Here is a 23,788-nt window from a genome sequence, read left to right as displayed (position 1 = left end):
GATGCCCGGACTGCGAGTGGGTCAGCGGGTCTTCATCCAGGGCAATGGCGAGGCCGCTCGCGTCCTGCTCCAATGAGCCACCCATCGGCCGAGTCGGATTTTTGGCATCGCGGACGCTGGTTCTTCGAAATGGCACTCAGGGAAGCTGGCGCTGAGCGCCCGGAAGGACCGGGCCGCAGTGCCGCAGATCTCGAACTCGTGAACTGACGCATGTCCGTTCCGGTGCAGCAGCACCGGAACGCGTCGATGAGCTTGTGCACCGCCATGAATCCCGTCTTCGAGGCCGGGAGCGCCGTCGTCATACTGCCCTTCGGTATCCTCTCAAGTCACGTCACTCGACCCAGACGAGAATTGGGCTTGGTCGCCGAATGGAGTTTTCATGAGTTGGGTCACCATTGTTTGGGCCATGGTCGGGTCCGCGTGCCTCATGCTGGCTGCCGTGCATCTGCCGGTGTGGGTGAAGGATCGGGCAGCCTGGCCGAGTTTGTTCTTCTCGGTCTTGGCGGTGGCGACCGCTGCGCTTGCTTTCTGCGAACTCGTCGCCATGAAAGCGCAGGGGCCGGATGAATATGCCCTCGCGCATCGCATGGGACAGGTGGCGGCCTGGCTCATCACCGTATCGCTGGTCGGCTTCGTGCGCAGCTATCTCAAAAGCGGTCGCGCTTGGTTGGGGTGGACAGTCATCGTGCTGCGGACCTTCACGTTGTTTCCCAACTTCCTGAGCGGTCGGTCACTGAACTTCAAGGAGATCTCGGCGTTGCGCGCCATTCCGTTCCTGGGCGAGAACGTCTCGGTCGGCATCGGGACGCCCAATCCGTGGATGCTGGTCGGCCAGTTGACGATGTGTCTGCTCGCGATTTTTGTCTTGGATGCCAGTCTCTCGGCCTGGCGCCGCGGCAACAGGGCCACTGCGCTCACGATCGGTGGCACGGCCTGCTTCTTCGCCCTGGGTGGTGTCGCTCAAGCGGTGCTGGTGTTCTGGGGCTTTGTCGAGGCGCCGATCATGGTCAGCTTGTTCTCTTTGGGCATTGTGTTCGCGATGGCCTACGAACTGAGTCGCAACGTGCGTCACGCGGCGAGACTGCTGCATGCGTTGCGCGAAAGCGAGGAGCGCATGACGCTCGCCACGCAAGCCGCGAACCTGGGCCTCTGGATGCGTGATGTCGCTTGCGATACCTTCTGGGCGAGCCCGAGGACTCGGCAGCTGTTCGACTTTTCGCCTAGCGAGCCAATGGATTTGGAGTCGTTGCTATTGAAGGTGCATGCCGACGACCGCGACATGGTGCGCCTGGCGTTCTCCGAGGCGGGAGGGGAAAGGGTTGGCCACTATCAGACGGAGTTTCGCGTCTGCGTTTCCGATGGCAGTACGCGGTGGCTCTCGGCGCAAGGACAATTCGAATTCGAATGCCAGCGCGCTGTCCGTAGCCGGGGCGCCTGCAGCGACATCACCGCACGCAAGGAAGCCGAGCAGGAAATGCTGCGTCTGCGGCACGAGATCGCTCATGCAGGCCGTGTGTCCGTGATGGGGCAGCTGGCGGCTTCTCTGGCTCACGAACTCAACCAGCCGCTGGGCGCCATCCTGCGCAATGCCGAAGCCGCAGCACTCATGTTGCAATCCGGTCACGCGGACCTCGAAGAGATCCGCGCGATTGTCGACGACATCCTCGCCGATGACCAGCGCGCGGGACTCGTGATCGATCGCATGCGCGCCATGCTGCGGCGCCACGAGGTGGAGGTCATGCCATTGGAGGTGCGTGACCTCCTGGAGGATGTCACCGCATTGGTCCGTCCCGACGCCGCGGCGCGCCACATTCGCGTGGAATTGGAAGTTGCGCACCATCTGCCGCCGGTTCTTGGCGATCGCATCCATCTGCAGCAAGTGCTGCTCAACCTTATCTCCAACGGCATGGACGCGATCGATGAAGCAACACACAAAGTGCGAAGCATTGTGGTCACCGCGATGCATCGAGGCACCGAGACGGTCGAGATCGCTGTCAACGACACGGGTTCCGGTATTCCGAAGGACCGGTTTGAACAGATCTTTGGGTCGTTCTTTACCACCAAGCCGACCGGGATGGGTATGGGCCTGTCGATCTCCCGCACACTGGTCGAGGCACATGGAGGGCGACTGTGGGCCGAGAACGTCGAAGGTGGCGGCGCCAGCCTGCGCGTGACGCTACCGGTCTCACCGGCCGACGGGCCCGCAATGGCTACGCCTGCGCCTGCGCGATCCGTCAGGCAAGTGCGATACACAGATGAATCGCGCCGAAGTCTGAAAGCGTGGTCTGGAGCATCTTGACTCTCCTATTCGCCCGAACTGATGTTTCTCGTTCGAGGAGGACCGCGCTTGCGTGGGCCTGTCGACCCTCCCTAAAGGGCAGTTGCCAACCCATTGGAGCCGGTGTCATCATCGCGCGGACCGTTGCAACGGTGCACGGATCACGATCTTCAAGGCAGAAAGGCAAGCATGAAAGCGGAATTAGTGAAATGGCTCGCGGTGGTCGCCGGAGCGATCAGCCTGACGGTTGGCTGCGCCAGCAAGACCGATCCGATCGCGCAGGCAGCCAAGACGGATGTGGCCAAGGGCATACCCGCGCCGAGTCTCGAGCAGACCAAGGCGATCGCCGAGGAAGGCTTTGTCTATGGCTTGCCGCTGGTCATGAACTACGCCGTGATGAACGAGTTCGCGGTGGACACCAAGTCCAGCCAGTTCAAGGCGCCCTTCAACCAACTGCACAACGAGCATCGGGTCGCGACGCCCGCTGACACGGCCGTCATCACGCCCAACAGCGACACGCCCTATTCGATTCTCTGGGCCGACCTGCGCGCCGAGCCGCTCGTGATCACGGTGCCGGCGGTCTCGAGCAAGCGCTACTACTCGGTTCAGTTGATCGACGGCAACACCTACAACTACGGCTACATCGGGAGCCGGGCAACCGGAAGCGCGCCTGGGAACTATCTGGTTGCAGGCCCCGACTGGAAGGGTGCGACGCCCCCGGGCATCAAGAAGGTGTTCAACTCCACGACCCCCTTCGCGCTGACCTTGATCCGCACCCAGCTGTTCAATCCGGCCGACATGCCGAACGTCGAGAAGGTGCAGGCGGGCTACAAGATCCAGCCGCTTTCCGCATTCCTCCATCAACCCCCGCCGCCTGCTGCGCCGAAGATCGATTTCGTGCCGGCCACGACGGGTGGCATCAAGGCCAACTTCTTCGAGTACCTGTCGGCCGCGCTGCAGTATGTGCCGCCTTCGGCTGACGACAAGGAGATCCGGGCCAAGCTGGCCAGCATCGGGGTGGGCCCCGGCCGGAGCTTCGAATTCAAAGACCTCTCGCTCGAGCACAAGGGCGCGGTCCTGCTCGGCATGAAGGCCGGCGACGACCAGGTGGACAAGTTCCTCTCGGGCGGGATGAAGAAGATCAACGGCTGGAACGTCGGCGCGTTCTTCGGCGACCAGGCGTTCTACAAGGCCGACTGGCTGATGCGTGCCGGCGCCGCGAAGGGCGGCCTCTACGGCAATGACGCCGTCGAGGCGATGTACCCCTACACGCGCACCGACGGCGCCGGCCAGACGCTCGATACCAGCAAGCACAATTACACGCTGACCTTCCCGGCCGGCAAGCTGCCGCCAGTCAATGCCTTCTGGTCGGTGACCATGTACGACGGCAAGAGCCAGCTGCTGATCAAGAATCCGATCAATCGCTATCTGATCAATTCGCCGATGCTGTCGACGATGAAGAAGAACGCGGATGGCTCGCTGACGCTGTACATCCAGAAGGAGTCGCCGGGCAAGGCCAAGGAGGCCAACTGGTTGCCGGCGCCCGACGACACGGTCTATCTGGTGATGCGTCTCTACTGGCCGAAGGCCACGCCGCCTTCGATTCTTCCCGCCGGCGCCGGCAGCTGGCAGCCGCCAGGGATCGTTGCGTCGAAGTAGCGGTTCGGAGTCCGCGCTTGAAAAAAGGCTTCTCGCCGAGCTGAGCACGCGCGTGTCGGATTCAAGGGCTGCTCCGACTTTCATTGCGGTCGCTCGGTGGCGCCCATCGAAATCCTCTACGCCGCGACACCAGGAAGGATGCCTGAAGGTCTTGAGCCCGAGGCCATTCGCAGACCAGGATGACGGCCGCCGACCAGGCAACAACGTTCACCAGGCTTCGCGCAAGCGTCTTGAGGGACTTCATCGGCGAGTACCGTGCCACCTTCAGGGTCGAGCGGATCTGCTGGGGTCCTGCAGATCGCGCCTATCGGCGCTACGTGGCCAGCACGAGGCAGACGAGGGAGGGATGGGTGAGCTGCGCGATCTCGCGCAGTGTCCTGGAGGGGCAGTCGTTCATCAGTAAGGAGCCGGTACGACGGTGTAGTACACGCCGTTGGCGCCGTAGTACGGCCGGAACCAAGTGCTGCCGACCTGGTAGTAGGTGATGCCGGCCTGACTCACGATCACCGCGTCGGGCGGCACGGTCGCATAGTTCACGCCCATTGAATAGACCGGGCGCGCAGCACTGGCGACCGCGGCGCCGGCGGCCAGGCCGACGACCGCACCCGCAGCGACCGCGCCGGCGCAGTTGTAGCAGCCCGCGTGGTAGTACGGCACCGCCACCGGTGCGTGGTAGGGCGCATAGCCCGCGTAGCCGTAGGCCGGCGGGCGGTAGGTGCTGAAGCCTCCGGCAGTCGTGTGCACGGCGCCGTAACCCGGTACCCCGGCGGAATGCCCGCCGTAGATGTTGGAGTGGCTGACGGCGCCGTCCCAGCTGCGCGAGGTGGATCCGCCCCAGCGGTTGACATGCGTGGCGCCACCCCAGCCGCCATAGGAATGGCCGCCGAAGCGGTTGGCGCTGGCCCAGGCGGCCGCCGGTTCATGGAAGCCAGCCGCGATGAGCAACGCGACCAGCACGGGAAGAAGGACCTTGGTATTCGTCATGGTTCGTTCTCCTTACTTGGTCTTGGTGGCCTTCTTCGCCGCCGCCGGTGGCTTCGGCACCGCGAAGCCGATCTTCTTCGCATTGGCCGCATTGACCGCCGCGAAAGCCTCGGCCGCGATCACCGGGTCGAGCTTCCAGTTGGACAGCTCCACCTGGTGGTGCAGCAGCAACGGGTCGCCACGGAACACCGCGCGCATCTTGCGCGGCAGCTTGTCGTCGGCGCCGATCCAGATCTGCATGAACATCTGGTCGCTGGCGATAGCCACCATCTCGGTGGTGGTGCCGCCGACGACCTTCGACGGGCCGATGTAGAAGGCCTTGGTGAGGCCCTCGGTGAGCGCCTTGAAGGGGTCGCTGCCGACGACGTCGGCGAAGGGGAAGTAGATCGCGGCATTGTCGAAAGCCTGCTTGAGCATGGCGTCGATGGTGGGCGGGGCTGGCGCGACGGCCACCAGGTTCTCGGCCGGCGCGAAGGCGGTGATGGTCTTGCCGTCGTAGGAGAACTCCGAGGCGGGCCCGTCGCCGAGAGTGAGCACGCGCAGCCTGTCGGGGCGCTGCAGCAACACCTCGGAAGTGGTTCCGTAGGCCAGCGCGGGGCCGACACTGCTCGGGCTCTCGTAGGTGGCGACGGCCGTGAACGACACCGAATTGGCGGTCGTCAGAGCACCGCCCATCGCGCGCAGGAGGTCGATCGCCTTGGCTTCGAGTTCGGGCTGGGCTGACTTGGCGGCGGATCTGGCGGGCTTGGTGGGTGGAGCTTGCTGTGCATTTGCCTCCGCCATCAGCGACAGGCCCAGCGCGACCAGCAATGTGCAGGCGGAGCGTTGGAGTTGGATCATTGCTGATTTCCTTCTTCGACATTGATGAACACAGGCCCGGATCGCGGGCGCATTGATCTGCTCGCTGGACAGGCACTGCGCCTTGCGGTTCGTTTCAGTGCTGAGGATAGTGACAATGGCGTCGACGCACACCTTCCCTTTCGGGAAGTAGCCGGCGAGTCATCAGTCCACGTTTCTCGGCGGCGCAGTAAGCTCGCACGCTCGAGACAGAACTGCCGCTCAGAGCCAAGATCGTGGTTTTCCGAAACTGGGGAACGCTGTGCTTGGCCGCGATCAACTTGCGTAGATCAGGCCCGATTTTGCTGAATGGAGGACCGTGAAGTTGAAAAAATCATTCGATTGCCGAGCCCGGATCCACGATCGTGGCCGACGCGATGGCGCCTGCGCCGGTCTCCGTTTCAGGCTGTCGGTTGGGCTGGAACTCGCCGCAGCATGAAAGCGAGCGAACCTACCGTCCACATTGTCGACGACGACGTGTCGTTTCTCACCGCCACGTCCCGATTGCTGCTCGTGAGTGGTTTCACCGTGAAGACCTTCCCGTCTGCGAGTGAATTTCTTGCGCAGTGCGACAGCAACGCGCGGGGTTGCGTGGTGGCGGATTTGCAGATGCCCGGATTGAATGGGCTCGATCTGCAATCGGCGCTCGCGCTGACGCGCAACCCGCTGCCGCTGCTCTTTCTTACCGGCCACGGCGACATTGCTTCGACGGTGCGCGCGATGCGCGGCGGCGCGGAGGACTTTCTGGAAAAGCGAGCCCCCAAGGAAGAACTGCTCGACGCGGTACGGCGGGCCCTGGCGCGAGACGGGCATGAGCGCCAGGCGAGGGCACGCCAACGCGAGCTGGAGGAACGCTTCAGCGCACTGTCGGTGCGAGAGTTCGAGGTACTCTCCCACGTTCTGCGGGGCCGGCTCAACAAGCAGATTGCCGGCGATCTGGGAATCAACGAACGCACCGTGAAACTGCACCGCACGGCGATCATGATGAAACTGGGGGTGGGGTCCGTCGCGGCGCTTACACGACTGTCGCAGGAGGCAGGTGTATTGACGGCGGCCGCGCCGACCTTCCCTAAGGGGCAGTAGACAAAGGGTTCGGAGGCGCCCAAAGTGCACGTAGACCTCCGATGAGCACCATCATCCCCATCTATGTCGCTGTCGTCGATGACGACGAGAGCCTTTGCCGATCTCTTGGCAGGCTGCTGCGTGCGTCGGGCATGCAGCCGATCACCTATGGCTCGGCAGAAGCGTTCCTCGCAGACACGAAGCAGCCCCGGTTCGACTGCCTCGTTCTCGATGTCCAGCTCGGGGGGATGTCGGGAATCGAACTGGCCCAGCGCCTGGTTGCGGAAGGCGGACACGCGCCGTTCATTTTCATCACCGCGCACGACGACCGGGAAATGCGCGCTGCGGCGCAAGCCGTCGGCTGTGCGGCCTACTTTCGCAAGAACGATACCGGGGCCGATGTTCTCGAGGCCATCCGCCGAGCGGCTGGCTGAGCAGCATGGACATCTGCCATCGACATTGCGCGCGTATCTGTGGGCGGTGCGCTAGAAGCTGACTGCCAGGCCGACCGAGAATCCCGAGCGTGAAGCCGGTCGGAGCCCGATAGCGGCTCCACAGGCTGGCCGTGATGGCGTCGGCATGGCCCTTTACCGCCGGCGAACTGCTGCCATAACTCTGTAGCCGGATGTTGGTGTAGCGCAGCTCGACGTCGATTTCGCTTTCGGACCGATAGCGCTCGTAGTCCAGCATCAACGAGCCGTCGAGGCCGTAGGCGTTGAGATGGCCCCTGTCGAGAAAATCGAGTTCGGGCCCGGAGTTCCGGCCGAGAAGGACTCTGGCTATCGCCAGGTCGCTTGCGACGCGACCGAGCGCGAGATTGACGATCGTCCCACCCCATGCCGCCGGTCTGCGCGCCGTTGTTCCACTTCACCGGGATGGCACGCTCCTCACGGCTGTTGCTCGCATAGAACGTGGGGCAGCTCATGGCCGTTCGCGATTTCTTCAGGGAGGATCGTAGCTTTCCTCTTTCTGGGGCTGGGCCGTCAGCTTGATCCACATCAGCCGCCGTCGCCGGCTCGGCGTCGATGATGAAGGGGTCTCAGACCCAGGCCCGGGAGCCCCCATGAACGCCATCGCTACGCCCACCTCGCCTGCCGGACCGGCGCCCGTCTCCTTCGTCAAGCGCGCTGGACTCGTTGCCGCGTTCGCGGCGTTGATCGCAATCGTCTGGATGCCTTCGGCCCAGGGGTTGCCACAGGCCGGGCAGGTGATGCTCGGCATCCTCGCTTTCGCCGTGATCGTCTGGATGACCGAGGCGCTCGATTATGCGGTGAGCGCGGTGGTGATCGGCGCGCTGATGATCTTCCTGCTGGCCTATGCGCCCGATGCGGCCAGGCCGGACGGCGCCGACATGGGGACCGCCGCCGCGCTGGGCCTGGCGCTGTCGGGTTTCGCCAGCAGCGCCGTCGCGCTGGTGGCGGCGGCCTGCTTCATCGCCGCGGCCATGACCGCGACCGGGCTCGACCGGCGGATCGCGCTGATGGTGCTGTCGAAGGTCGATGCGCGCACCAGGCACATCGTGATCGGGGCCATGGCGGTTGGCTTTCTGCTGTCCTTCATCGTGCCCAGCACCACGGCGCGCGTGGCCTGCCTGATGCCGATCATGATGGGCTTCATCCTCGCATTCAAGGTCGACAAGCGCAGCCGCTTCGCGGCGCTGCTGGTGATCACCGCGGCGCAGACCGCCAGCGTCTGGAACATCGGCATCAAGACCGCGGCGGCGCAGAACATGGTGGCGACCGGCTTCATCGAGAAGCAGTTCGGGGTCAACATCACCTGGACCGAATGGTTCGTCGCCGGCGCGCCCTTCTCGGCGCTGCTCAGCGCCGCGCTCTACTTCATCATGACCCGGATGCTGAAGCCCGAGATGGCCGAGATCCAGGGCGGCAGGACCACCATCCGCCTGCAGCTCGACGGGATCGGTCCGATGACCGGGCGCGAATGGAAGCTGCTCATGCTGGTGCTTGCGCTGCTGGGCTTCTGGTCGACCGAGAAGGTGCTGCACGACTTCGACACCTCGTCGACCACCATCGCCGCGATCGCGCTGATGCTGCTGCCGCGCGTGGGCGTGATGGACTGGAAGGAATCGCAGCGCGCATTCCCGTGGGGCACGGTGCTGCTGTTCGCCGTGGGCATCAGCGTCGGCACGGCACTGCTCAAGACCCACGCCGCCGACTGGCTGGCGAACCTGATCGTGCATCACCTGGGCCTGCAGCAGGCCGGCGCCTTCGTGATCCTGATGCTGCTGTCGCTGTTCCTGATCGTGATCCACCTCGGCTTCGCCAGCGCCACGGCACTGGCGTCGACCATGATCCCGATCGTCATCAGCGTGCTCACGGCCGTGCAGACGCCGGGCCTCAATGTGGTCGGAATGACGATGCTGCTGCAGTTCGTGGTGAGCTTCGGCTTCATCCTGCCGGTGAACGCACCGCAGAACATGATCGCCTACGGCACCGACACCTTCGAGGCGCGCGACTTCGTGCGCACCGGGCTGGCGATCACGGCGGTGGCCACCGTGCTGCTGCTCGTGTTCGCGCTCACCTACTGGCCGTGGATGGGGTACATGGCATCGGGTGGGTGAATCGGCGCGCGGCCGCCGGCCGAGTGCTTTCCCGGTCACTGTTGCGCGAGATCAAGGGCGCGCCGCGCACATGGCGATCCAATGGAATCGATTGACGAAAGGGCCTTGCCATGAAGAAGATGAAAGCCGCGATCTTTGTTGAAAAGGGTCGCATCGTTCTCGATGAGAAACCGATCCCCGACGTCGGGCCGCTGGATGCGCTGGTGCGCGTCACCACCACGACGATCTGCGGCACCGATGTCCATATCCTGAAGGGCGAATACCCGGTCGAGCGCGGCCTGACCATCGGCCACGAACCAGTGGGCGTGATCGACAAGCTGGGTTCGGCGGTCACCGGGTTCCAGGAAGGCCAGCGCGTGATCGCCGGCGCCATCACGCCCAGTGGCCACAGCTACGCCTGCCTCTGCGGCTGCGGCTCGCAGGATGGGCCGGGGACGAAGCACGGCTTCAAGGCCATGGGCGGCTGGAAGTTCGGCAACACCATCGACGGCTGCCAGGCCGAGTACGTGCTGGTCAAGGATGCGATGGCCAACCTCAGCCCGATCCCCGACGGCCTCACGGACGAGCAGGTGCTGATGTGTCCAGACATCATGTCCACGGGCTTCTCGGGTGCCGAAAGCGGCAAGGTCAGGATCGGCGACACGGTCGTGGTCTTCGCGCTGGGGCCGATCGGCCTGTGCGCGGTCGCCGGCGCCAAGCTGATGGGCGCGACCACGATCATCGGCGTCGACACGGTGCGCGAGCGGCTCGACGTCGCCCGCGCGCTCGGCGCCGACCACGTCGTCGACTTCAGGCAGGGCGACCCGGTCGAGCAGATCATGGCGCTGACCGACGGGCGAGGCGCCGATGTCGCGATCGAGGCGCTCGGCACGCAGGGCACCTTCGAGTCCTCGTTGAGGGTGCTGCGGCCGGGCGGCACGCTGTCGAGCCTGGGCGTCTATTCGAGCGACCTGCGGATTCCGCTCGGTGCCTTCTCCGCCGGCCTCGGCGACCTGAAGATCGTCAGCACGCTGTGTCCCGGCGGCAAGGAGCGCATGCGCCGCTTGATGGACGTGGTCGGCTCGGGCCGGGTCGACCTCAAGCCGCTGGTGACACACCGCTTCAAGCTGGACGACATCGAGGCCGCCTACGAACTGTTCGCCAACCAGCGCGATGGGGTGCTCAAGGTGGCGATCACGCCCTGAGCGGGTGCTCAGCCGGCGCGCGTCTTCTCGTGATGCGCCGCCAGGTGGGCGCGGTCGTCGAGCGTCGAGAAGGCCACCGCGAAGGCGATGCCGACCAGCGCGCCGAGGATCGTGTCCAGGACGCGCGCCATCGGCATCCCGTCGGTGGCGTGCGGCGCCGCGAGCGAGGTCATGAGCAGCGCCATCGGCGTGACGCAGATCAGGCCGAACACATAGTTGAAGCCGATCACCAGTTCGGTCGCGAACTGAAGCAGGACCACGGCCAGCAGCACCCACCAGAAAGAGGGATGGTTCACCAGGAACACCCACGCCAGCGCGGCGCCGACGACGGTGCCGACGGTGCGCTGCACTGCGCGGTGCATGGTGACGTGCWGGTGGCCGCCTTGCATCACGGCCGTCGCGCCGATTGCCGCCCATGCCGGATGGGCCCAGCCGGCGGCCAGCGCCAGCAGTGCCGCACTCGCCGCGCAGAGCGCGATGCGCGCGCCTGCGATCCACAGGTGCAATGCGGGTCGAGGGCTGTCGCCGGCGCCAGGCAACGGGGCGCCGGAACGCAGCCGGTCGGTCGAACGGCAGATCCCCCAGGCGACGACGGCGCCGGCCGCCGTGAAGGTGGTGCGCTCGACCACGGTTCGCCACGAGTCCACGGGGCCGACCGCGGCGCAGGCCGCGAAGACGAAGATGACCGCGCCGGGGCCGCCGAGCCGCCAGCGGTTCACCAGGACGCTCAGCAGACCGGCGAGCAGCGCCAGGCACAGCAGCATCGTCGCCGGCGCCGCGCCTGTCTTCGAGACCACGGACAGCACGCCGACCGGCGACGTCTGCAGCAGGCCCGCCAGCAGGACGATCGGCATGCGCCGCCGCGCCGGCGCGAAGCGGCCGAAGAGGGCGGCCAGGGCGCCCAGCGCGGGCTCATTGGGTTCTCTCGGCCATGGCGGCGATCCGGGCCTCGATGCGCTCGAAGGCCTGCAGCATCGCGGCTGCAGCCTCGTCGTCGACGTCGGCCAGCAGTTCGGACTCGATGGCCTGCAGCCGCTTGCGGATCGACGCCACGGTGCGGCGGCCGGCCGGGGTCAGGTGCACCCGCTTCACGCGGCGGTCTTCCGGGTGGGGGCGGCGTTCAATCAACGCCTGTTCGACCAGGATGTCCAGCAGCCGGACCAGGCTGGAGCCGTCGAGCCCGACCGCGGCGGCGAGTTCGCTCTGCGAGATGCCGCTGCCCAGTTCGTGCAGGTGCATCAGGGGTGCCCAGGTGGCGTCGCTCAGCCCGGCGGAAGACAGCCGGGCGTCGAGCGCCTGGCGCCAGCGGCGGGCCAGGCCGACCAGGCGGATGCCGATGCGCTGCTGAAGTTCCGATGTTTCGTTCGTCACCAGAATGGTTTTATCACAATCGTTTGAATTCAAACGATTTGGAGAAGAACACGAAGCGTCCTTGCCGCTTCGTGTTCTTGCACGCTCAGGCCACCTGGACTTCGATGCGCCGCGGCTGCGCGTGCTCCGCCTTGGGTATGCGCAGCTTCAGCACGCCCTGTGCAAGCTCTGCCGAGATCTTCTCGGTGTCCAGCTCCTTGCTCAGGGTGAACACCCGGCGGAAGCGCCCGAGGCCGACCTCCGTGTGGCTGGACTGCAGTCCTTCGGGCAGTTCCAGATCGACTTCGCCCTCGATCGTCAGCGAGTCGGATTCCACATGCAGATGCAGCTTGTCGCGTGGCACGCCCGGCAGGTCCGCGTACAGCGTGATGCCGGCACTGTCCTCGATGACGTCCACCGGCGGGGTCAGCGCGGGTTCGTCGTAGCGCCGTTCGCTCTTTCGTTCCAGGCCGGTCCCGGGTTGGGGCTCGCGTTTCTGAATGTCGTTCATCTCTTTTCTCCCGTTCGCTTCATTGGATGGTGATGCGACGCGGCACCGCGGAGGCGCGCCGCTTGACCGTGATGTGCAGCACGCCGTCGCGCACCTTGGCCTCGACCGCGTCGGGATCGGCATCGTCGGGCAGGGTCAGCAGGCGGCGGAAGGCGCCTTCGAAGCGCTCGTTGACGTGCAGCGTTTCCTTGGCGCCGGGCTCGGGCAGGCTGCTCTTGCGCTCGCCGGAAATGGTGAGCAGGCCGCGATCGATCTGGACGTCGAGCGTTGCGGGGTCGAGACCCGGCGCAAAGGCGTAGATCTCGACCGTCTGCGGCGTGCCGCCGACGTTCAGCGCCGGAAAGCTGCCGTGGCCGAAGCCTCGGATGGTGGGGGAGAGATCGAAGGCCTGCTGCATCTCGCGTTGCAGGCGATCCATCTCGGCGAACATGTCGCGCGGGAACAAGGATCGAACCATGGCGAAAACCTCCTTTTGGGTTGAACGGAGCGCCGGAGGCGTCTCCAGTGCTTCCAAGTCCCAAATAGGCGTGGCGGCCGAAAGTTCAAGAGGCATCCTGCCGATGGATGGCGCGATCGCGCCATCGGAACGTGAAGAAGCCCGCGCGAGGCGGGCTTCTTCGTGAATGTGGCCGTGGGCACTTACGCGACCCACGTTACGGCAAATGTTCACTTGCGGAAGTCACCTGTCGTTTTTCTCGTCGTGGTGGCTTCGACGCGCCGGCGTGAGATGCGGCTTGCCTGCGCAGGCAACCGAAAGAGGCCAGGGCATTTCGGGGAGGGCGAATTATACCCGGGTCGAAGGATGCGCGCCGCAAAGACTTCGGGATTACACCTAGTCCATTCGAAGGGCTTGTAACCAAAAGTGTTATTAGTCATAATGCCTTACATGCAATCCACCCGCTCCCCCCAACTGCAGTGGTCCACCAAGGGACTGCTTGGCATTCTTCGTGCGACCCGGGCGGCCCGGGCGGCCCAGGCGCCGCGCCCTGACCGGACGGTCAATGACCCGCCGGAGCCGTTGAGCGTCGAGGAACTGAGCGAGGTCGCGAAGAACTGGCGCAGCCGCGCCGGTGAGGACGAGGGCCGTGCCGACACGGTCGCCCAGGCGCTCGAATCGGTGGTGGAACGTCGCCGGGCCGCGGCGACCCGCAGCCGGGCCCGCGTCGTCGGCGAGCGGATTTCGCAGTTCATGCGGATCTAGATCAGGTACCGGGAGGACGACCCGAGCGGGGTCAACGGCGCGCACTCAGCCGTGCCTGAGCGTGAACTGGTGGCACGACAACGCCCCGTTCGACGCACGCGATGCATCGATGGCGTCCTCGAGAAAGCTCTGATTCGCATCCCGGATGCGGACCCTTCCGGCAGACGCCCGCGCCGCCTCTTCCTAGACTCCCCGGGGCATGAAGAAGACGAATCGGGAATCGACGGAACGCAGGTGGGCTGGCTGTCTTGCGCTTGCCGCGGCGCTGGCATTGAGCGGCTGCGGCTCGCTCGTCGCCGAGAGCGCTTCGGCCGGCGCGGGCATGGTGGGTGCGGCGCTGGCGAATGCGGTCACCGACAACGCCGGGGTCGCCACCGGCATCGGCATCGGGCTGCAGTCGGCCGCGCGCGCGGGCGTCCAGTACTACGAACGCAAGGTTCACGACGAGGCGCAGAAGCAAATTGCCCAGGTGGCCGGGCCGCTCAAGGTCGGGCAGGTCAGGCCGTGGAAGACTGCGCTCTCACTGCCGCTCGAGCGCGAGGAAGCCGGCCGCGTCACGGTCAGCCGGGTGATCAGCACCGGCGAGCTCGACTGCAAGGAGATCATCGTGTCGGTCGAACAGAGCGGCGCCGACCTGCTGCCCGCGAGCGAGTTCTACGTGGCCGCGATTTGCCGCAACGGCAGTCGCTGGGCATGGGCCCAGGCCGAACCGGCGACCGAGCGCTGGGGCTCGCTGCAATGACGCGTATCAGCGAGCGCGCGGCTGTGCGCCTGGGAACTGCGCTCGGGTGCGCGTTGGTCCTCTCGGGCTGCAGCGCGGTCGGTGGCATCACGGGAGCGGTCGCAGGCATCGCCTCGGGCGCCGCGTCCGCCAATCCGGCTGTGGGCGTGGCCGTCGGCATCGGCGTCCAGGCTGGCGTCGATGCGACCATCCAGACCGTGCTCCGCCGATGGAGCCAGGTAGAGCAGGCCCGCATTGCGGCTCTGGTGGGCGACATGGAGGTCGGTCAACGCCGGCCCTGGGACGTCCGCCACGCCGTGCCCTATGGAGACGGGCAAGGCGAGGTCCAAGTGGTGCGCGCGTTCAGCACGCCGCTGGCGGCTTGCAAGGAGGCCGTGTTCTCGGTCGGCGACATCGACGCCAAGCATGCCGGTGAAGCGCAGACCTACTACGTGACCACGGTGTGCCAGGGTGCGCACGGCTGGAAATGGGCGTTGGCGGAGCCGGCGGTGGCGCGTTGGGGCAAGCTGCAATGAGCTCGCGCGGACCCCGGAGAAGTAAGAGTTTCGCCTCACTGCAGATTCCTCCGCAGCTGCCGATATCCACTTGCAACCCGATTCACTGAACGCCGATCCGTCGTGCATTCCTCGGGCTGCGCGGGGAGGCGCTTGCCACCTCGCCGAACCCTGCAACGAGGAAGCGAAAGATGCGCCGCAGATCACGAGTGGAATTGCCATGGGGCGCGACGGCCATGCTGGCCGCCGCCATGTCCTTGTCGGCCTGTGGCGGCGGTGGTGGTGGCGGTGGTGGCGGTGGTGGCGGTGGCGGTGGCGGCGGCGGCGGCGGTGCCGTGGCAGTGCCCGCGGCAGCAGCTGCGCCGCCCGCGGAAGTGAAGCCGCCGGACGCGGCGATCACGACCTCGTGCAGTTCCTGCAGTGCGTTCGAGGTCAGCACCTATTCGGGCTCGGGCACCGTCGTCTGGCAGGGCATCAACAAGTCCCAGGTCTCGGCGGATGTTCCGTTGTCCGTCGCCGGCCTCGACGGCCAGACCGTGACGCTCGTGCTGACCAACGAGAGCACCACCGACCAGGCAATGGCCGGCATCGTGCTGCGCTCCAGTGTCGATCGCAGCATCGTGTCCAGCAAGGCGATGTTGACGGACGCCGGGAGCGGCATCGACAGCGTCGAGGCACAGAAGCGCGCGATCGGCGAATTCAATCGTTCGGGCTTCGGACTGCTGATCGATCCGCAATCGAAGACGCAGCCCGCGCTCTCCAAGTCAATGGCGCCATCGGCGGCCTATGCCGTCGATGACCAGCGCCAGATCTACCTCTACGACCATTCGCAGCGGACGGTGAAGCTGGTCGCCCAGCGAGCCGCCAGCGACGGCACCATGGTCAACCTGTGGGTCGAGGCCGGTGAACTGGGCCCGTCGCGGATCAGCGCCGAACTCGCCAACCGCATGAAAGACAAGTTCGCCGCGCCCGGCGGGATCTACGACATGCTGGTGCGCACCGGCGGACCGCTGTGGGGCGACCACGACTTCAGCCAGATGGTGGCGGGCAGCGGCCAGCCCGTGGACATCTTCTTCGTCAATTTCGAACCCAATGGCAAGCCCTATGGCCTCATCGGCTACTTCTGGGGCCTGAACAACTTCAGGAAGGGCAGCGGCGATCTGAGCTACAGCAACGAATCGCTGAGCCTCTATCTCGACTCCGAGTCGCTCTACCTGGACGGGGAGGCCGGCGTGAAGCAGATCGCGACCGCGATGGCCCACGAGGGCCTGCACATGCAGAACTTCTATCGCCGCGGCGTGAAGATGGGCTCTCAGTACACCTACGACACCTGGCTGGAGGAAATGTCGGCGCTGATGATGGAGGACTGGGCCAGCTTCAACATCGACCCCAGCCACAACGCCATTCGCGACACGCGCTTTCCGAACTATCTGGCCTACAACGGCTCGGGCAGCTACAACTGCACGCTCTCCGAGTGGACGCCGATGGGGGCGAGCTGCGAGAGCTATGCGTTGACCGGCTCGTTCGGCGGCTTCCTGAACCGGCAGTTCGGCCTCGACTTCTACAAGTCGCTGCTGAACAGCACGGGGATCGAGGAYTCGACCGCGATCCTGGACAACGCCATCAAGTCGAAACGGCCGGATTCCAACCTGGGGCAGGAACTGCGCCGCTTCTCGGCCACCGCCGCCGGCGTGATCCCGCTGGGTGCGGGCATTGCCGAGTACAGCATGCCGGCCCGCAGTGAAGGCGGCTTCAGCCTGCCCGCGATCGACCCCTCGAGCCTGGGCCGCAGCAACCGCGCGCTGCCGCAGGCGGTGCCCGACATGCTGCACAAGCTGGGCAGCTTCCCGGTGGCGCGTCCCGGCCTGAAGGGCACTTATACCGAGACCGTCCGCGTGCCCGCGGGGACCACCCTCTCGGTGGTTGTGAACTGAATGCCGGAAGAAGGCGGGGCCCGTCAGGAGCCCAGCAGATTGGATCGCGACCACCGACGAGGCGCCGGCCGATTCGCTCAAGGTGCAGACCTGGGTCAAGCCCCTCATTTGCCCTTCGCCGCCGCCACCATCGCACAGGTGTTGCCCGGCTCCACCGAGCGGAACTTCTCGACCACCATCTGCTCGCGTGCCGGTCCTTCCATCGCCTCGCGCACTTCGAGTCGGCCATCGAAGTTGACCAGCAGCGGCGCTGCGGGTTCCTTGCGCCATTCGAGGTAGCTGCGCTGCAAGGCGACGGCGTCGGCGGTCATCGCCACCGGCCAGCGCTTGCCGGTCTCGCAGTCGGTGAACAGCGCGGCATCCGCGAAGTAGACGAAGTCGCCGCGCCAACCCGTGGGCTGGGCCTGCAGGCCGAGGGCGAAGGCGGCGAGCAGCAGGCCCAGGCCGCGCTTGCCGATCGAAAGCGATGGAGTCATGGGAGGCCTTTCACTTTCCGAATGCGCCGGGCCACAGACTACTACGCCGGCCGCGGGCCGGGTCCGTCCCGCCCCGGTGGGTCGCGGCTGCCGGGTCGGCAATGACCCGGCAGGCGTCCCTGCAGCGCGGTCACTCCCAATCAAATCAAGCACTTGCGCACAGGCGTCGATTGGCACGCGATTCGCAATGACAGTGCATGACTTTGCCTGGAGACTGCATTGCTCGACGGGTCGGCGGAAAGCAGAACGCGGCGCGCTGCCGAGGCCATCGAGGCCTACCTCGCGTGCTGGCCGCAGGCTGCCGACACGGAAGAGGGCATTGCGCAATGGTGGTTGCCGCGCATGGGCGTCGAGCTGCCATTGCCCGATGTGCGATCGGCGCTCGAGCGGCTGGTGCGCCAGCGCGTGATGATGCGCTCCAGCCTGCCCGAAGGCAGCGTGATCTACCGGGCCGCGCCGGCGGGTCCGTGAGGCCGCGCGGGATGCGTCGGAACGAGCGCTGACGAAGATGGCCAACATCCAGGCGATCCACTCGGTAGGCGCTTCGATTGCGACCTTCCTGCGCAACACCTACCCGGCGAGCGTGGGTGCCCAGGCGATGCCGGCCTGCGATTTCGCGCTGGTGTCGTCGGGTGAACTGGCCGGCACCATCGAGGACACGACACGCATCACGCTCTACCTCTACCGCGTGACGGTGAACGAGCACAACCGCCAGCAGCGCCCCGGTCTGATGTCGCCGCAGCAGCAGGCGCCGCTGGGGCTGGACCTGCACTTCCTGCTCACCGCATGGGCCGGTACGGCGCAGGACGAACTGCTGCCTTTCACGTGGGCGCTGCGCCAGTTGTATCTGCACCCGATCCTCGATGCGTCGTCGCTGTCGCCCGAGGGCGCGTGGAGCGCGCAGGAGGTGATCCAGATCATTCCTTCGGAGTTGCCGGTGGAAGACATGATGCGCATCTGGGATGCGCTCGCGCCGCCGTACCGGCTCTCGGTGTCGTATGTGGCGCGGCTGGTGCGCATCGATCCCGACCTTGTCCTCGAAGCGGGGCCGGTGGTGGCGACGCGCTTCGGCCATGGCACGGCGCGGCCGGCGGGAGCCGGGCCATGACCCTTGTCATCCGCGAACTCGAACACATCGACACGCGCGTGCTCGGCGCGCTGCGCTGCGTCGACGCGAGCACGCGCGCGGCGGTCGATGCGCCGCTGCAGGTCAGCGTCGATGGCGCGCGCGTGCGGCGCAATCGCAGCGGGTTCTACGTGATCACGCAAGCCGATCTGCTGGCCGCGCACGAGGCCGCCTTCGACACGCCGCCCGCCGCACCCGCGATCGGCTCGGTCGCGCTGCGCGCATCGCTGCGAGACCTTTCCGGCAGCTACCTGCCGCGCATCGCCGCGCTGGCGCTGCCGCGCGACCCGGCGCCGGATCATGCGGATCCATCGACGTCGTTGTTCCGCCCGATCGAGGTCGAGATGTATCCCGCGAGCAGTGCGCCGGTGGGCGTCAACTGGGCGGTGCTGCGCGTCAGCGYTCGAGAAAGCGCCAGCGGCGACGCGCTCGGCGGCGCGCTGCTCGTCGTGCGCAGCAGCGCCGGCGTGGTCGCGCGCGGCCTGAGCGACTGGCGCGGCGAGGCGCTGGTGCCGGTGCCCGGCGTGCCCGCCACGACGTGGTCCGACGAGGCCGAGGCAGTGGTCGTCGACGAGACCGCCGTGACGCTCGAACTCGTCTACGACCCGGCCACGGGCCTGCGCACCCACGCCGATGCCGTGCGCGCCGGCCGTGCGCCGGCCGTGCTGCCGCTGGTCGATCCGGACCAGCTCGAGGCCCATCGCGCCACGCTGCCGAACGCCACGCTCGACCTGCGGATCGCCTCCGGGCGTTCGCAGTCCGTTTCCCTCGCGCTCGCATTGCCATGAAGGCCCAGCGAGTCACTCGTCGTCCAGCACCCGCAACCTTCATGCAAAGGAGATAGGCCATGCCCGAATACCTGGCACCCGGCGTCTACGTCGAAGAAACCAGCTTCCGCGCCAAGTCGATCGAAGGGGTCGGCACCAGCACCACCGCCTTCATCGGGCCGACGCGGCGCGGACCGCTCGGCGGCGTGCCGGAGCTGGTCACGAGCCTGCCCGATTTCGAGCGCATCTACGGCAGCCTCGAGAACCTGGCGCTCGGCGACGTGAGCGATGCCGCGCGGCGACTCAACTTCGTCGCCCACGCGGCGCGGGCCTACTTCGACAACGGCGGCTCGCGGCTCTACGTGGTGCGCACGCTCAACACGGCAGCGGTGGCCAGTGGCTCGCTGCTGGCCGGCGGCTCGGACGCCGAGAACGCCTCGATTCGCGCGCGCTTCGCGGGCGCGGCCTACAACGGCCGTGTGCTGTTCCGCGAAGCGGCGCGTTCCGCCACGGTGCGAACGCTGGGCACCGCGCCCGCGGGCAGCCTGCTGAGCATCCGGGTCGGCGACACCGAGACGCTCTACACCGGGAGCGGCGCCACCTGGCTCGACAGCGGCAACACGGCGCTGTCGCTCACCGGCCTCGCCGCCGGGGACACGCCCGGCGGCGCCGGTTCGGTCGCCAACCTGGTGACGCTGGCGGTCGACGTGATCGACGCCGATGGCTACGCGCAGTCGTGGGACGAGCTCGGCTACGCGCCCGCGCATCCGCGCTGGCTCGGCACGGTGCTGGCGCAGAACCCGGCGAACCGGGCCGACGCGCTGGCCAACCTGGTGGCGGCGCAGATCGGCAACGGCGTCAGCGCCTTCGAACTGGCGGCCGCGGTGCGGGCGCTGCCCGCGGTGGTCGGCGACACCGACGGCCGCCGCCTGCTGGTGATGGCCGGCGGCACCGACGGCAACGCGCCGATCACCGGGGCCGAAGGCACGCCCGGCAGCTATGCCGACGGCCTGGCGACCCTGTCGGGGCTGGAGGACGTGTCGATCGTGGCGGCGCCGGGCGGCAGTGCGTACGCCGATGCGCAGGCGATCCAGGGCGCGCTGATCGGCCACGCCGAGCGGCGCCGCGCCTACCGCATCGCGGTGCTCGACTGCGAGCCGAGCCAGACGCCCGGCGGCATGCGCATCGCGCGCGGCCGCATCGACTCGCGCTACGCCGCGCTCTACTACCCGTGGGTGATCGTCTCGAACCCGCTGGCCCGGCCGGGCCGCGACGACATCCCGCGCGAGATCGCCTTGCCGCCCTCGGGCTTCGTGGCCGGCATCTATGCGCGCAACGACACCCAGCGCGGCGTCTACAAGGCGCCGGCCAACGAGGTCGTGACCGGCGCGCTGCGCTTCGAGAGCGACATCAACTTCGCGCAACAGGAACTGCTGAACCCGATCGGCGTCAACTGCCTGCGCTACCTGTCGGGCCGCGGCTATCGCGTCTGGGGCGCCCGGCTGGCCTCGAGCGACCCGGAATGGAAGTACGTCTCCGACCGGCGCTACTTCAACTACCTCGAAGCCTCGATCGATCGCGGCACGCAGTGGGCGGTGTTCGAGCCCAACGGCGAGCGGCTGTGGGCCAACGTGCGGCAGACCATCTCGGACTATCTCTACAACGAGTGGCGGGGCGGGGCGCTGCTCGGCACCACCACCGAGGAAGCCTACTTCGTGCGCTGCGACCGCACGACCATGACGCAGAACGACCTCGACAACGGGCGGCTGATCTGCCTGATCGGCGTGGCGATCATCAAGCCGGCCGAGTTCGTCATCTTCCGCATCGGCCAGAAGACCGCCGACGCCCGGCAATGAAACACACCCCCAGGTTGGCCCACTTCGTGTGGCCGCCCACCCCCTCGCCGGGGGCAACACCAGCGGCCCGGCGAAGCCGGTTCCGCGGTGTTCCTGGAATGGGGCTCCGGGCTTTCATCGGCACGGGGAGAACGAGGCAACGGCGTCTGAACTGAATCGCACCGAAAGGAACCACCATGGCCAATCGCACCACGCCCTACGGCGCCTTCAACTTCGTCGTCAACTTCGACGGCGGCGAGACTTTCGGCGGCTTCTCGGATGTCTCGGGCATCGGCACCGAGCTCACGATCGCCGAGTACCGCAACGGCAACGACAAGGAGAACCACGTGCGCAAGGTCGGCGGCGTGCACAAGGTCTCGGACGTCACGCTGAAGCGCGGCATCGTCAACTCGCTCTCGCTGTTCCAGTGGATCAAGGACTCGCGCACCAAGGGTCCGGATGCCAAGAAGAGCATCACCATCCTGCTGCTCGACGAGTCGCAGAAGCCGGTGCAGTCGTGGGTGCTGCGCGGCGTGCTGCCGATGAAGTACACCGGCCCGACCCTGGCKGCCAAGGGCGGCGGCGACGTCGCGATGGAAGAACTCGTGCTGTCCTCCGAAGCGCTCGAGATGGAAGCCTGAGCCCCCTCTGCTTCATTGCCACGCCATGAGCCTGCTGTTCGAAACCGCCGCCCCGCCGGTCGTGCCCGACCTGCGCCGCGCCGACGTCGCCTGCTTCGTCGGCCATGTGGCGCGCCGGGCCGGCACGCCGCTGCCGGACGCGGTGCGCGACCAGTTGCGCGAGGGCGGCTGGATCGACGGCCTCTGGGCCCGGCCGCCGGAGCAGGTCGAGTCGCTGCTGAACCTGCCGGTGGTGATCGACAGCTGGGCGCGCTTCGATGCGCTGTTCGCCTGGGAGGCCCGGCCGCTGCGCGCGGACCCGGTCGACACCGACACCGGCATCGCGGTCTGCGCCACCTACCTGGGCGCCGCGGTGCGCAGTTTCTTCGCCCGCGGCGGGCGGCGAGCGATCGTGGTCCGGGTCGGCGACCCCTGGCCCTTCATCGAGACGCTGACCGACCCGGCCGCGACGCGGCGCGAGCGGCTGCGCCGCATGGTTCCCGATTTCGCCGACCGCACGAACCCGGCCCGCTTGTTCGTGCCTTCCGAGCCGTCGACCTGGCAGGGCATCCATCATGTCTACGGCCTGCGCGAACTGAGCCTGCTGCTGCTGCCCGACCTGGCCGACGCCTGCTGCACCAGCGATCCGCCGCCGCGCACCGAGCTGCCGCCGCCCGCGGTGCCGACCGGCTTCGTCGAGTGCAGTGACAACGATGCGCCGCCCGACGACAGCACGCTGCGCCGGCTGCCGGCGCCGCGGCTCGACAGCGACGGCTACCTGGCCTGGCAGCTGGCGCTGATCGCGGTGCGCGCCTTCCTGGCCCGGCACCAGCGCGAGCTGATGCTGCTCGCCGCGCTGCCGCTGCCGCAGGCCGAGACCCGGCGCGTCAGCGGCGACGGCCAGGTGCATGCGCAGGCCGAGATGGGCGCCTACCTGCGGCGCATCGGCGTGCTGTCCGTCGCGGCGATTCCGTCCGACCAGGACCCGGGCGCGTCGAGCGCCTTCGTGCAGCTGGCCTGGCCCTGGCTGCGCACGCGGGCGGCCGTCGACCTGCCCGAAGGGCTGGAGTCGCCCGATGGCGTGCTGGCCGGGCTGGTGGCCGCCGGTGCGAGCCTGCGCGGCTGCTTCCGTTCGGTGGCCGGCGATTTCTCGGTGCCGCGGCTGCGCGACGTGGTTGAGGCCGAGCCGCAGCCTTCGTGGGGCCTCGGCGACGACAGTCCCGATGCGCAGCTGGCGCGCCACGTCTGCCTGTTCGCGCAGCAGCCCGAGGGCTGGGCGCTGCAGTCGGACGTCACGCTGTCGTCGCAGGAGGCCTGGCGCTTCGGTGGCAGCTCGCGCCTCATGGGCACCCTCCTGCGCGCCGCGCGTGCAGCCGGCGACAGCCTGGCCTTCGACCTCAACGGCCCGGCCACCTGGGCCCGGCTGCGGCGCAGCATCGACAACCTGCTGGCCGGCTTCTGGACCGAAGGGGCCTTCGCGGGAGCCACCATCGGCGATGCCTTCGCGGTGCGTTGCGACCGCACGACCATGACCCAGGCCGACCTCGATGCCGGCCGTCTGATCGTCGAGATCACGCTGCGGCCCGCGGCCTCGATCGAGCGCATCACGGTGGTGCTCGACCTCAACAACGCGAGCAGCGCCGCGGCGCTGCGGGAGGCCGCCTGATGCCCGACCAGGACCTGCCCGAGAACCTGCTGCAGCCGCTGCATGCGTTCCGCTTCCACGTGAGCTTCTCGAACGCGCAGGGCGGCGACACGGTGGACGTCTGCAGCGGCGCCTTCGCCGAATGCACCGGCCTCGAGGCGACCATGGAGCCGAAGGTGATCAAGGCCGGCGGCCTCAACTACGGCGCGGCGCAGCGGCCCGGGCCGGTGAGCTTCGCCACCGTGGTGCTCAAGCGTGGCATGACGACCACGCGCGATGCCTTCACGTGGTTCCAGCTGGTGACCGGCGGCGCCTATGCGTACCGGCTCTCGGCCGAGATCCAGATGCAGGACGCGGCCGGCGAGACGGTGGTCACCTGGAGCCTGGACAGGTGCATGCCGGTCAAGTTCAAGGCCTCGGACCTGAATGCCAAGGGCACCGACATCGGCGTCGAGGAACTGCACCTCGCGCACGAGGGCCTGCGCCTGATCGTCGACTAGGA

24 protein-coding genes and 1 pseudogene are annotated in these 23,788 nt (G+C 67.2%); 17 read left to right on the top strand and 8 right to left on the bottom strand.

What is annotated here, in order from left to right:
* The first annotated feature begins 379 nt into the window (after positions 1-379).
* Positions 380-2,299, top strand: a complete 1,920-nt coding sequence (locus AC1D2E_RS18035) for a sensor histidine kinase (protein ID WP_478198660.1) — start codon at positions 380-382, stop codon at positions 2,297-2,299.
* A 168-nt stretch (positions 2,300-2,467) separates the two neighbouring features.
* Entirely contained in the window at positions 2,468-3,937 is a 1,470-nt protein-coding gene (locus tag AC1D2E_RS18030; RefSeq protein ID WP_478198659.1) for a DUF1254 domain-containing protein, read from the top strand.
* 396 nt (positions 3,938-4,333) lie between these two features.
* Here AC1D2E_RS18030 and AC1D2E_RS18025 read toward each other — a convergent pair whose 3' ends face one another.
* Both AC1D2E_RS18025 and AC1D2E_RS18020 read right to left on the bottom strand, forming a co-directional pair.
* Entirely contained in the window at positions 4,334-4,921 is a 588-nt protein-coding gene (locus AC1D2E_RS18025; protein ID WP_478198658.1) for a hypothetical protein, read from the bottom strand.
* A gap of 12 nt (positions 4,922-4,933) precedes the next feature.
* Complete coding sequence (locus AC1D2E_RS18020; protein ID WP_478198657.1) at positions 4,934-5,761, bottom strand: DUF2092 domain-containing protein; 828 nt, start codon at positions 5,759-5,761, stop codon at positions 4,934-4,936.
* Positions 5,762-6,193: 432 nt separating this feature from the next.
* On the opposite strand from AC1D2E_RS18020, the gene AC1D2E_RS18015 reads away from it, so the two are divergent.
* On the top strand, positions 6,194-6,841 hold the full coding sequence (locus AC1D2E_RS18015; protein ID WP_478198656.1) for a response regulator transcription factor: 648 nt from the start codon (positions 6,194-6,196) through the stop codon (positions 6,839-6,841).
* Between the two features lie 41 nt (positions 6,842-6,882).
* Positions 6,883-7,254, top strand: a complete 372-nt coding sequence (locus AC1D2E_RS18010) for a response regulator transcription factor (protein ID WP_478174573.1) — start codon at positions 6,883-6,885, stop codon at positions 7,252-7,254.
* A 67-nt stretch (positions 7,255-7,321) separates the two neighbouring features.
* Here the strand turns inward: AC1D2E_RS18010 and AC1D2E_RS18005 are convergent.
* Positions 7,322-7,736 (bottom strand): annotated as a pseudogene (locus tag AC1D2E_RS18005) (hypothetical protein); the annotation flags it as partial.
* A 147-nt stretch (positions 7,737-7,883) separates the two neighbouring features.
* On the opposite strand from AC1D2E_RS18005, the gene AC1D2E_RS18000 reads away from it, so the two are divergent.
* A complete protein-coding gene (locus AC1D2E_RS18000; RefSeq protein ID WP_478198655.1) occupies positions 7,884-9,401 on the top strand; it encodes an SLC13 family permease in 1,518 nt (505 codons plus the stop codon).
* Between the two features lie 110 nt (positions 9,402-9,511).
* The gene (locus AC1D2E_RS17995; protein WP_478198654.1) at positions 9,512-10,585 is read left to right on the top strand and encodes an NAD(P)-dependent alcohol dehydrogenase; all 1,074 of its coding nucleotides are present in this window, start codon (positions 9,512-9,514) and stop codon (positions 10,583-10,585) included.
* An 8-nt stretch (positions 10,586-10,593) separates the two neighbouring features.
* Here AC1D2E_RS17995 and AC1D2E_RS17990 read toward each other — a convergent pair whose 3' ends face one another.
* From AC1D2E_RS17990 to AC1D2E_RS17975, 4 genes are all read right to left on the bottom strand, one after another.
* Positions 10,594-11,439: an FUSC family protein gene (locus AC1D2E_RS17990; protein ID WP_478198653.1), complete on the bottom strand. Its 846-nt coding sequence runs from the start codon at positions 11,437-11,439 to the stop codon at positions 10,594-10,596.
* 58 nt (positions 11,440-11,497) lie between these two features.
* Positions 11,498-11,956 carry a MarR family winged helix-turn-helix transcriptional regulator gene (locus AC1D2E_RS17985; protein ID WP_478198652.1) on the bottom strand — a complete coding sequence of 153 codons (459 nt, stop codon included), beginning with the start codon at positions 11,954-11,956 and terminating at the stop codon, positions 11,498-11,500.
* An 85-nt stretch (positions 11,957-12,041) separates the two neighbouring features.
* Complete coding sequence (locus AC1D2E_RS17980; RefSeq protein WP_478198651.1) at positions 12,042-12,446, bottom strand: Hsp20/alpha crystallin family protein; 405 nt, start codon at positions 12,444-12,446, stop codon at positions 12,042-12,044.
* Positions 12,447-12,465: 19 nt separating this feature from the next.
* Positions 12,466-12,903, bottom strand: a complete 438-nt coding sequence (locus tag AC1D2E_RS17975) for an Hsp20/alpha crystallin family protein (protein ID WP_478198650.1) — start codon at positions 12,901-12,903, stop codon at positions 12,466-12,468.
* A gap of 429 nt (positions 12,904-13,332) precedes the next feature.
* Here AC1D2E_RS17975 and AC1D2E_RS17970 point away from each other — a divergent pair, with 429 nt between their 5' ends.
* From AC1D2E_RS17970 to AC1D2E_RS17955, 4 genes are all read left to right on the top strand, one after another.
* On the top strand, positions 13,333-13,647 hold the full coding sequence (locus AC1D2E_RS17970) for a hypothetical protein (protein ID WP_478198649.1): 315 nt from the start codon (positions 13,333-13,335) through the stop codon (positions 13,645-13,647).
* Between the two features lie 199 nt (positions 13,648-13,846).
* Positions 13,847-14,389 (top strand): hypothetical protein, encoded by a 543-nt coding sequence (locus tag AC1D2E_RS17965; RefSeq protein WP_478198648.1) that lies wholly within the window; start codon positions 13,847-13,849, stop codon positions 14,387-14,389.
* Positions 14,386-14,904: a hypothetical protein gene (locus AC1D2E_RS17960; RefSeq protein ID WP_478198647.1), complete on the top strand. Its 519-nt coding sequence runs from the start codon at positions 14,386-14,388 to the stop codon at positions 14,902-14,904. Before AC1D2E_RS17965 ends, AC1D2E_RS17960 begins: the two co-directional genes overlap by 4 nt.
* 188 nt (positions 14,905-15,092) lie before the next feature.
* Positions 15,093-16,817 carry a M30 family zinc metallopeptidase gene (locus AC1D2E_RS17955; protein WP_478198646.1) on the top strand — a complete coding sequence of 575 codons (1,725 nt, stop codon included), beginning with the start codon at positions 15,093-15,095 and terminating at the stop codon, positions 16,815-16,817.
* A 104-nt stretch (positions 16,818-16,921) separates the two neighbouring features.
* Here AC1D2E_RS17955 and AC1D2E_RS17950 read toward each other — a convergent pair whose 3' ends face one another.
* Positions 16,922-17,293: a hypothetical protein gene (locus AC1D2E_RS17950; RefSeq protein WP_478198645.1), complete on the bottom strand. Its 372-nt coding sequence runs from the start codon at positions 17,291-17,293 to the stop codon at positions 16,922-16,924.
* Between the two features lie 219 nt (positions 17,294-17,512).
* Between AC1D2E_RS17950 and AC1D2E_RS17945 the strand changes: the two genes are divergently transcribed.
* From AC1D2E_RS17945 to AC1D2E_RS17915, 7 genes are all read left to right on the top strand, one after another.
* Entirely contained in the window at positions 17,513-17,764 is a 252-nt protein-coding gene (locus AC1D2E_RS17945; protein WP_478198644.1) for a hypothetical protein, read from the top strand.
* A gap of 37 nt (positions 17,765-17,801) precedes the next feature.
* Positions 17,802-18,401: a Pvc16 family protein gene (locus AC1D2E_RS17940; RefSeq protein WP_478198643.1), complete on the top strand. Its 600-nt coding sequence runs from the start codon at positions 17,802-17,804 to the stop codon at positions 18,399-18,401.
* Positions 18,398-19,207: a hypothetical protein gene (locus AC1D2E_RS17935; RefSeq protein WP_478198642.1), complete on the top strand. Its 810-nt coding sequence runs from the start codon at positions 18,398-18,400 to the stop codon at positions 19,205-19,207. The genes AC1D2E_RS17940 and AC1D2E_RS17935 overlap by 4 nt, the downstream gene beginning before the upstream one ends.
* A gap of 59 nt (positions 19,208-19,266) precedes the next feature.
* Complete coding sequence (locus AC1D2E_RS17930) at positions 19,267-21,042, top strand: phage tail sheath family protein (protein WP_478198641.1); 1,776 nt, start codon at positions 19,267-19,269, stop codon at positions 21,040-21,042.
* Between the two features lie 176 nt (positions 21,043-21,218).
* Positions 21,219-21,662, top strand: coding sequence for a phage tail protein (locus AC1D2E_RS17925; RefSeq protein ID WP_478198640.1), 444 nt, complete (start codon positions 21,219-21,221; stop codon positions 21,660-21,662).
* 25 nt (positions 21,663-21,687) lie between these two features.
* The gene (locus tag AC1D2E_RS17920; protein WP_478198639.1) at positions 21,688-23,307 is read left to right on the top strand and encodes a phage tail protein; all 1,620 of its coding nucleotides are present in this window, start codon (positions 21,688-21,690) and stop codon (positions 23,305-23,307) included.
* On the top strand, positions 23,307-23,786 hold the full coding sequence (locus tag AC1D2E_RS17915; protein WP_478198638.1) for a phage tail protein: 480 nt from the start codon (positions 23,307-23,309) through the stop codon (positions 23,784-23,786). The genes AC1D2E_RS17920 and AC1D2E_RS17915 overlap by 1 nt, the downstream gene beginning before the upstream one ends.
* Positions 23,787-23,788: the final 2 nt, after the last annotated feature.

The organism is Variovorax sp. P1_H2 (assembly GCF_056405295.1).
The sequence above is the reverse complement of the archived record's forward strand: the minus strand, read 5'-3'. Positions and strand labels throughout refer to the sequence as shown.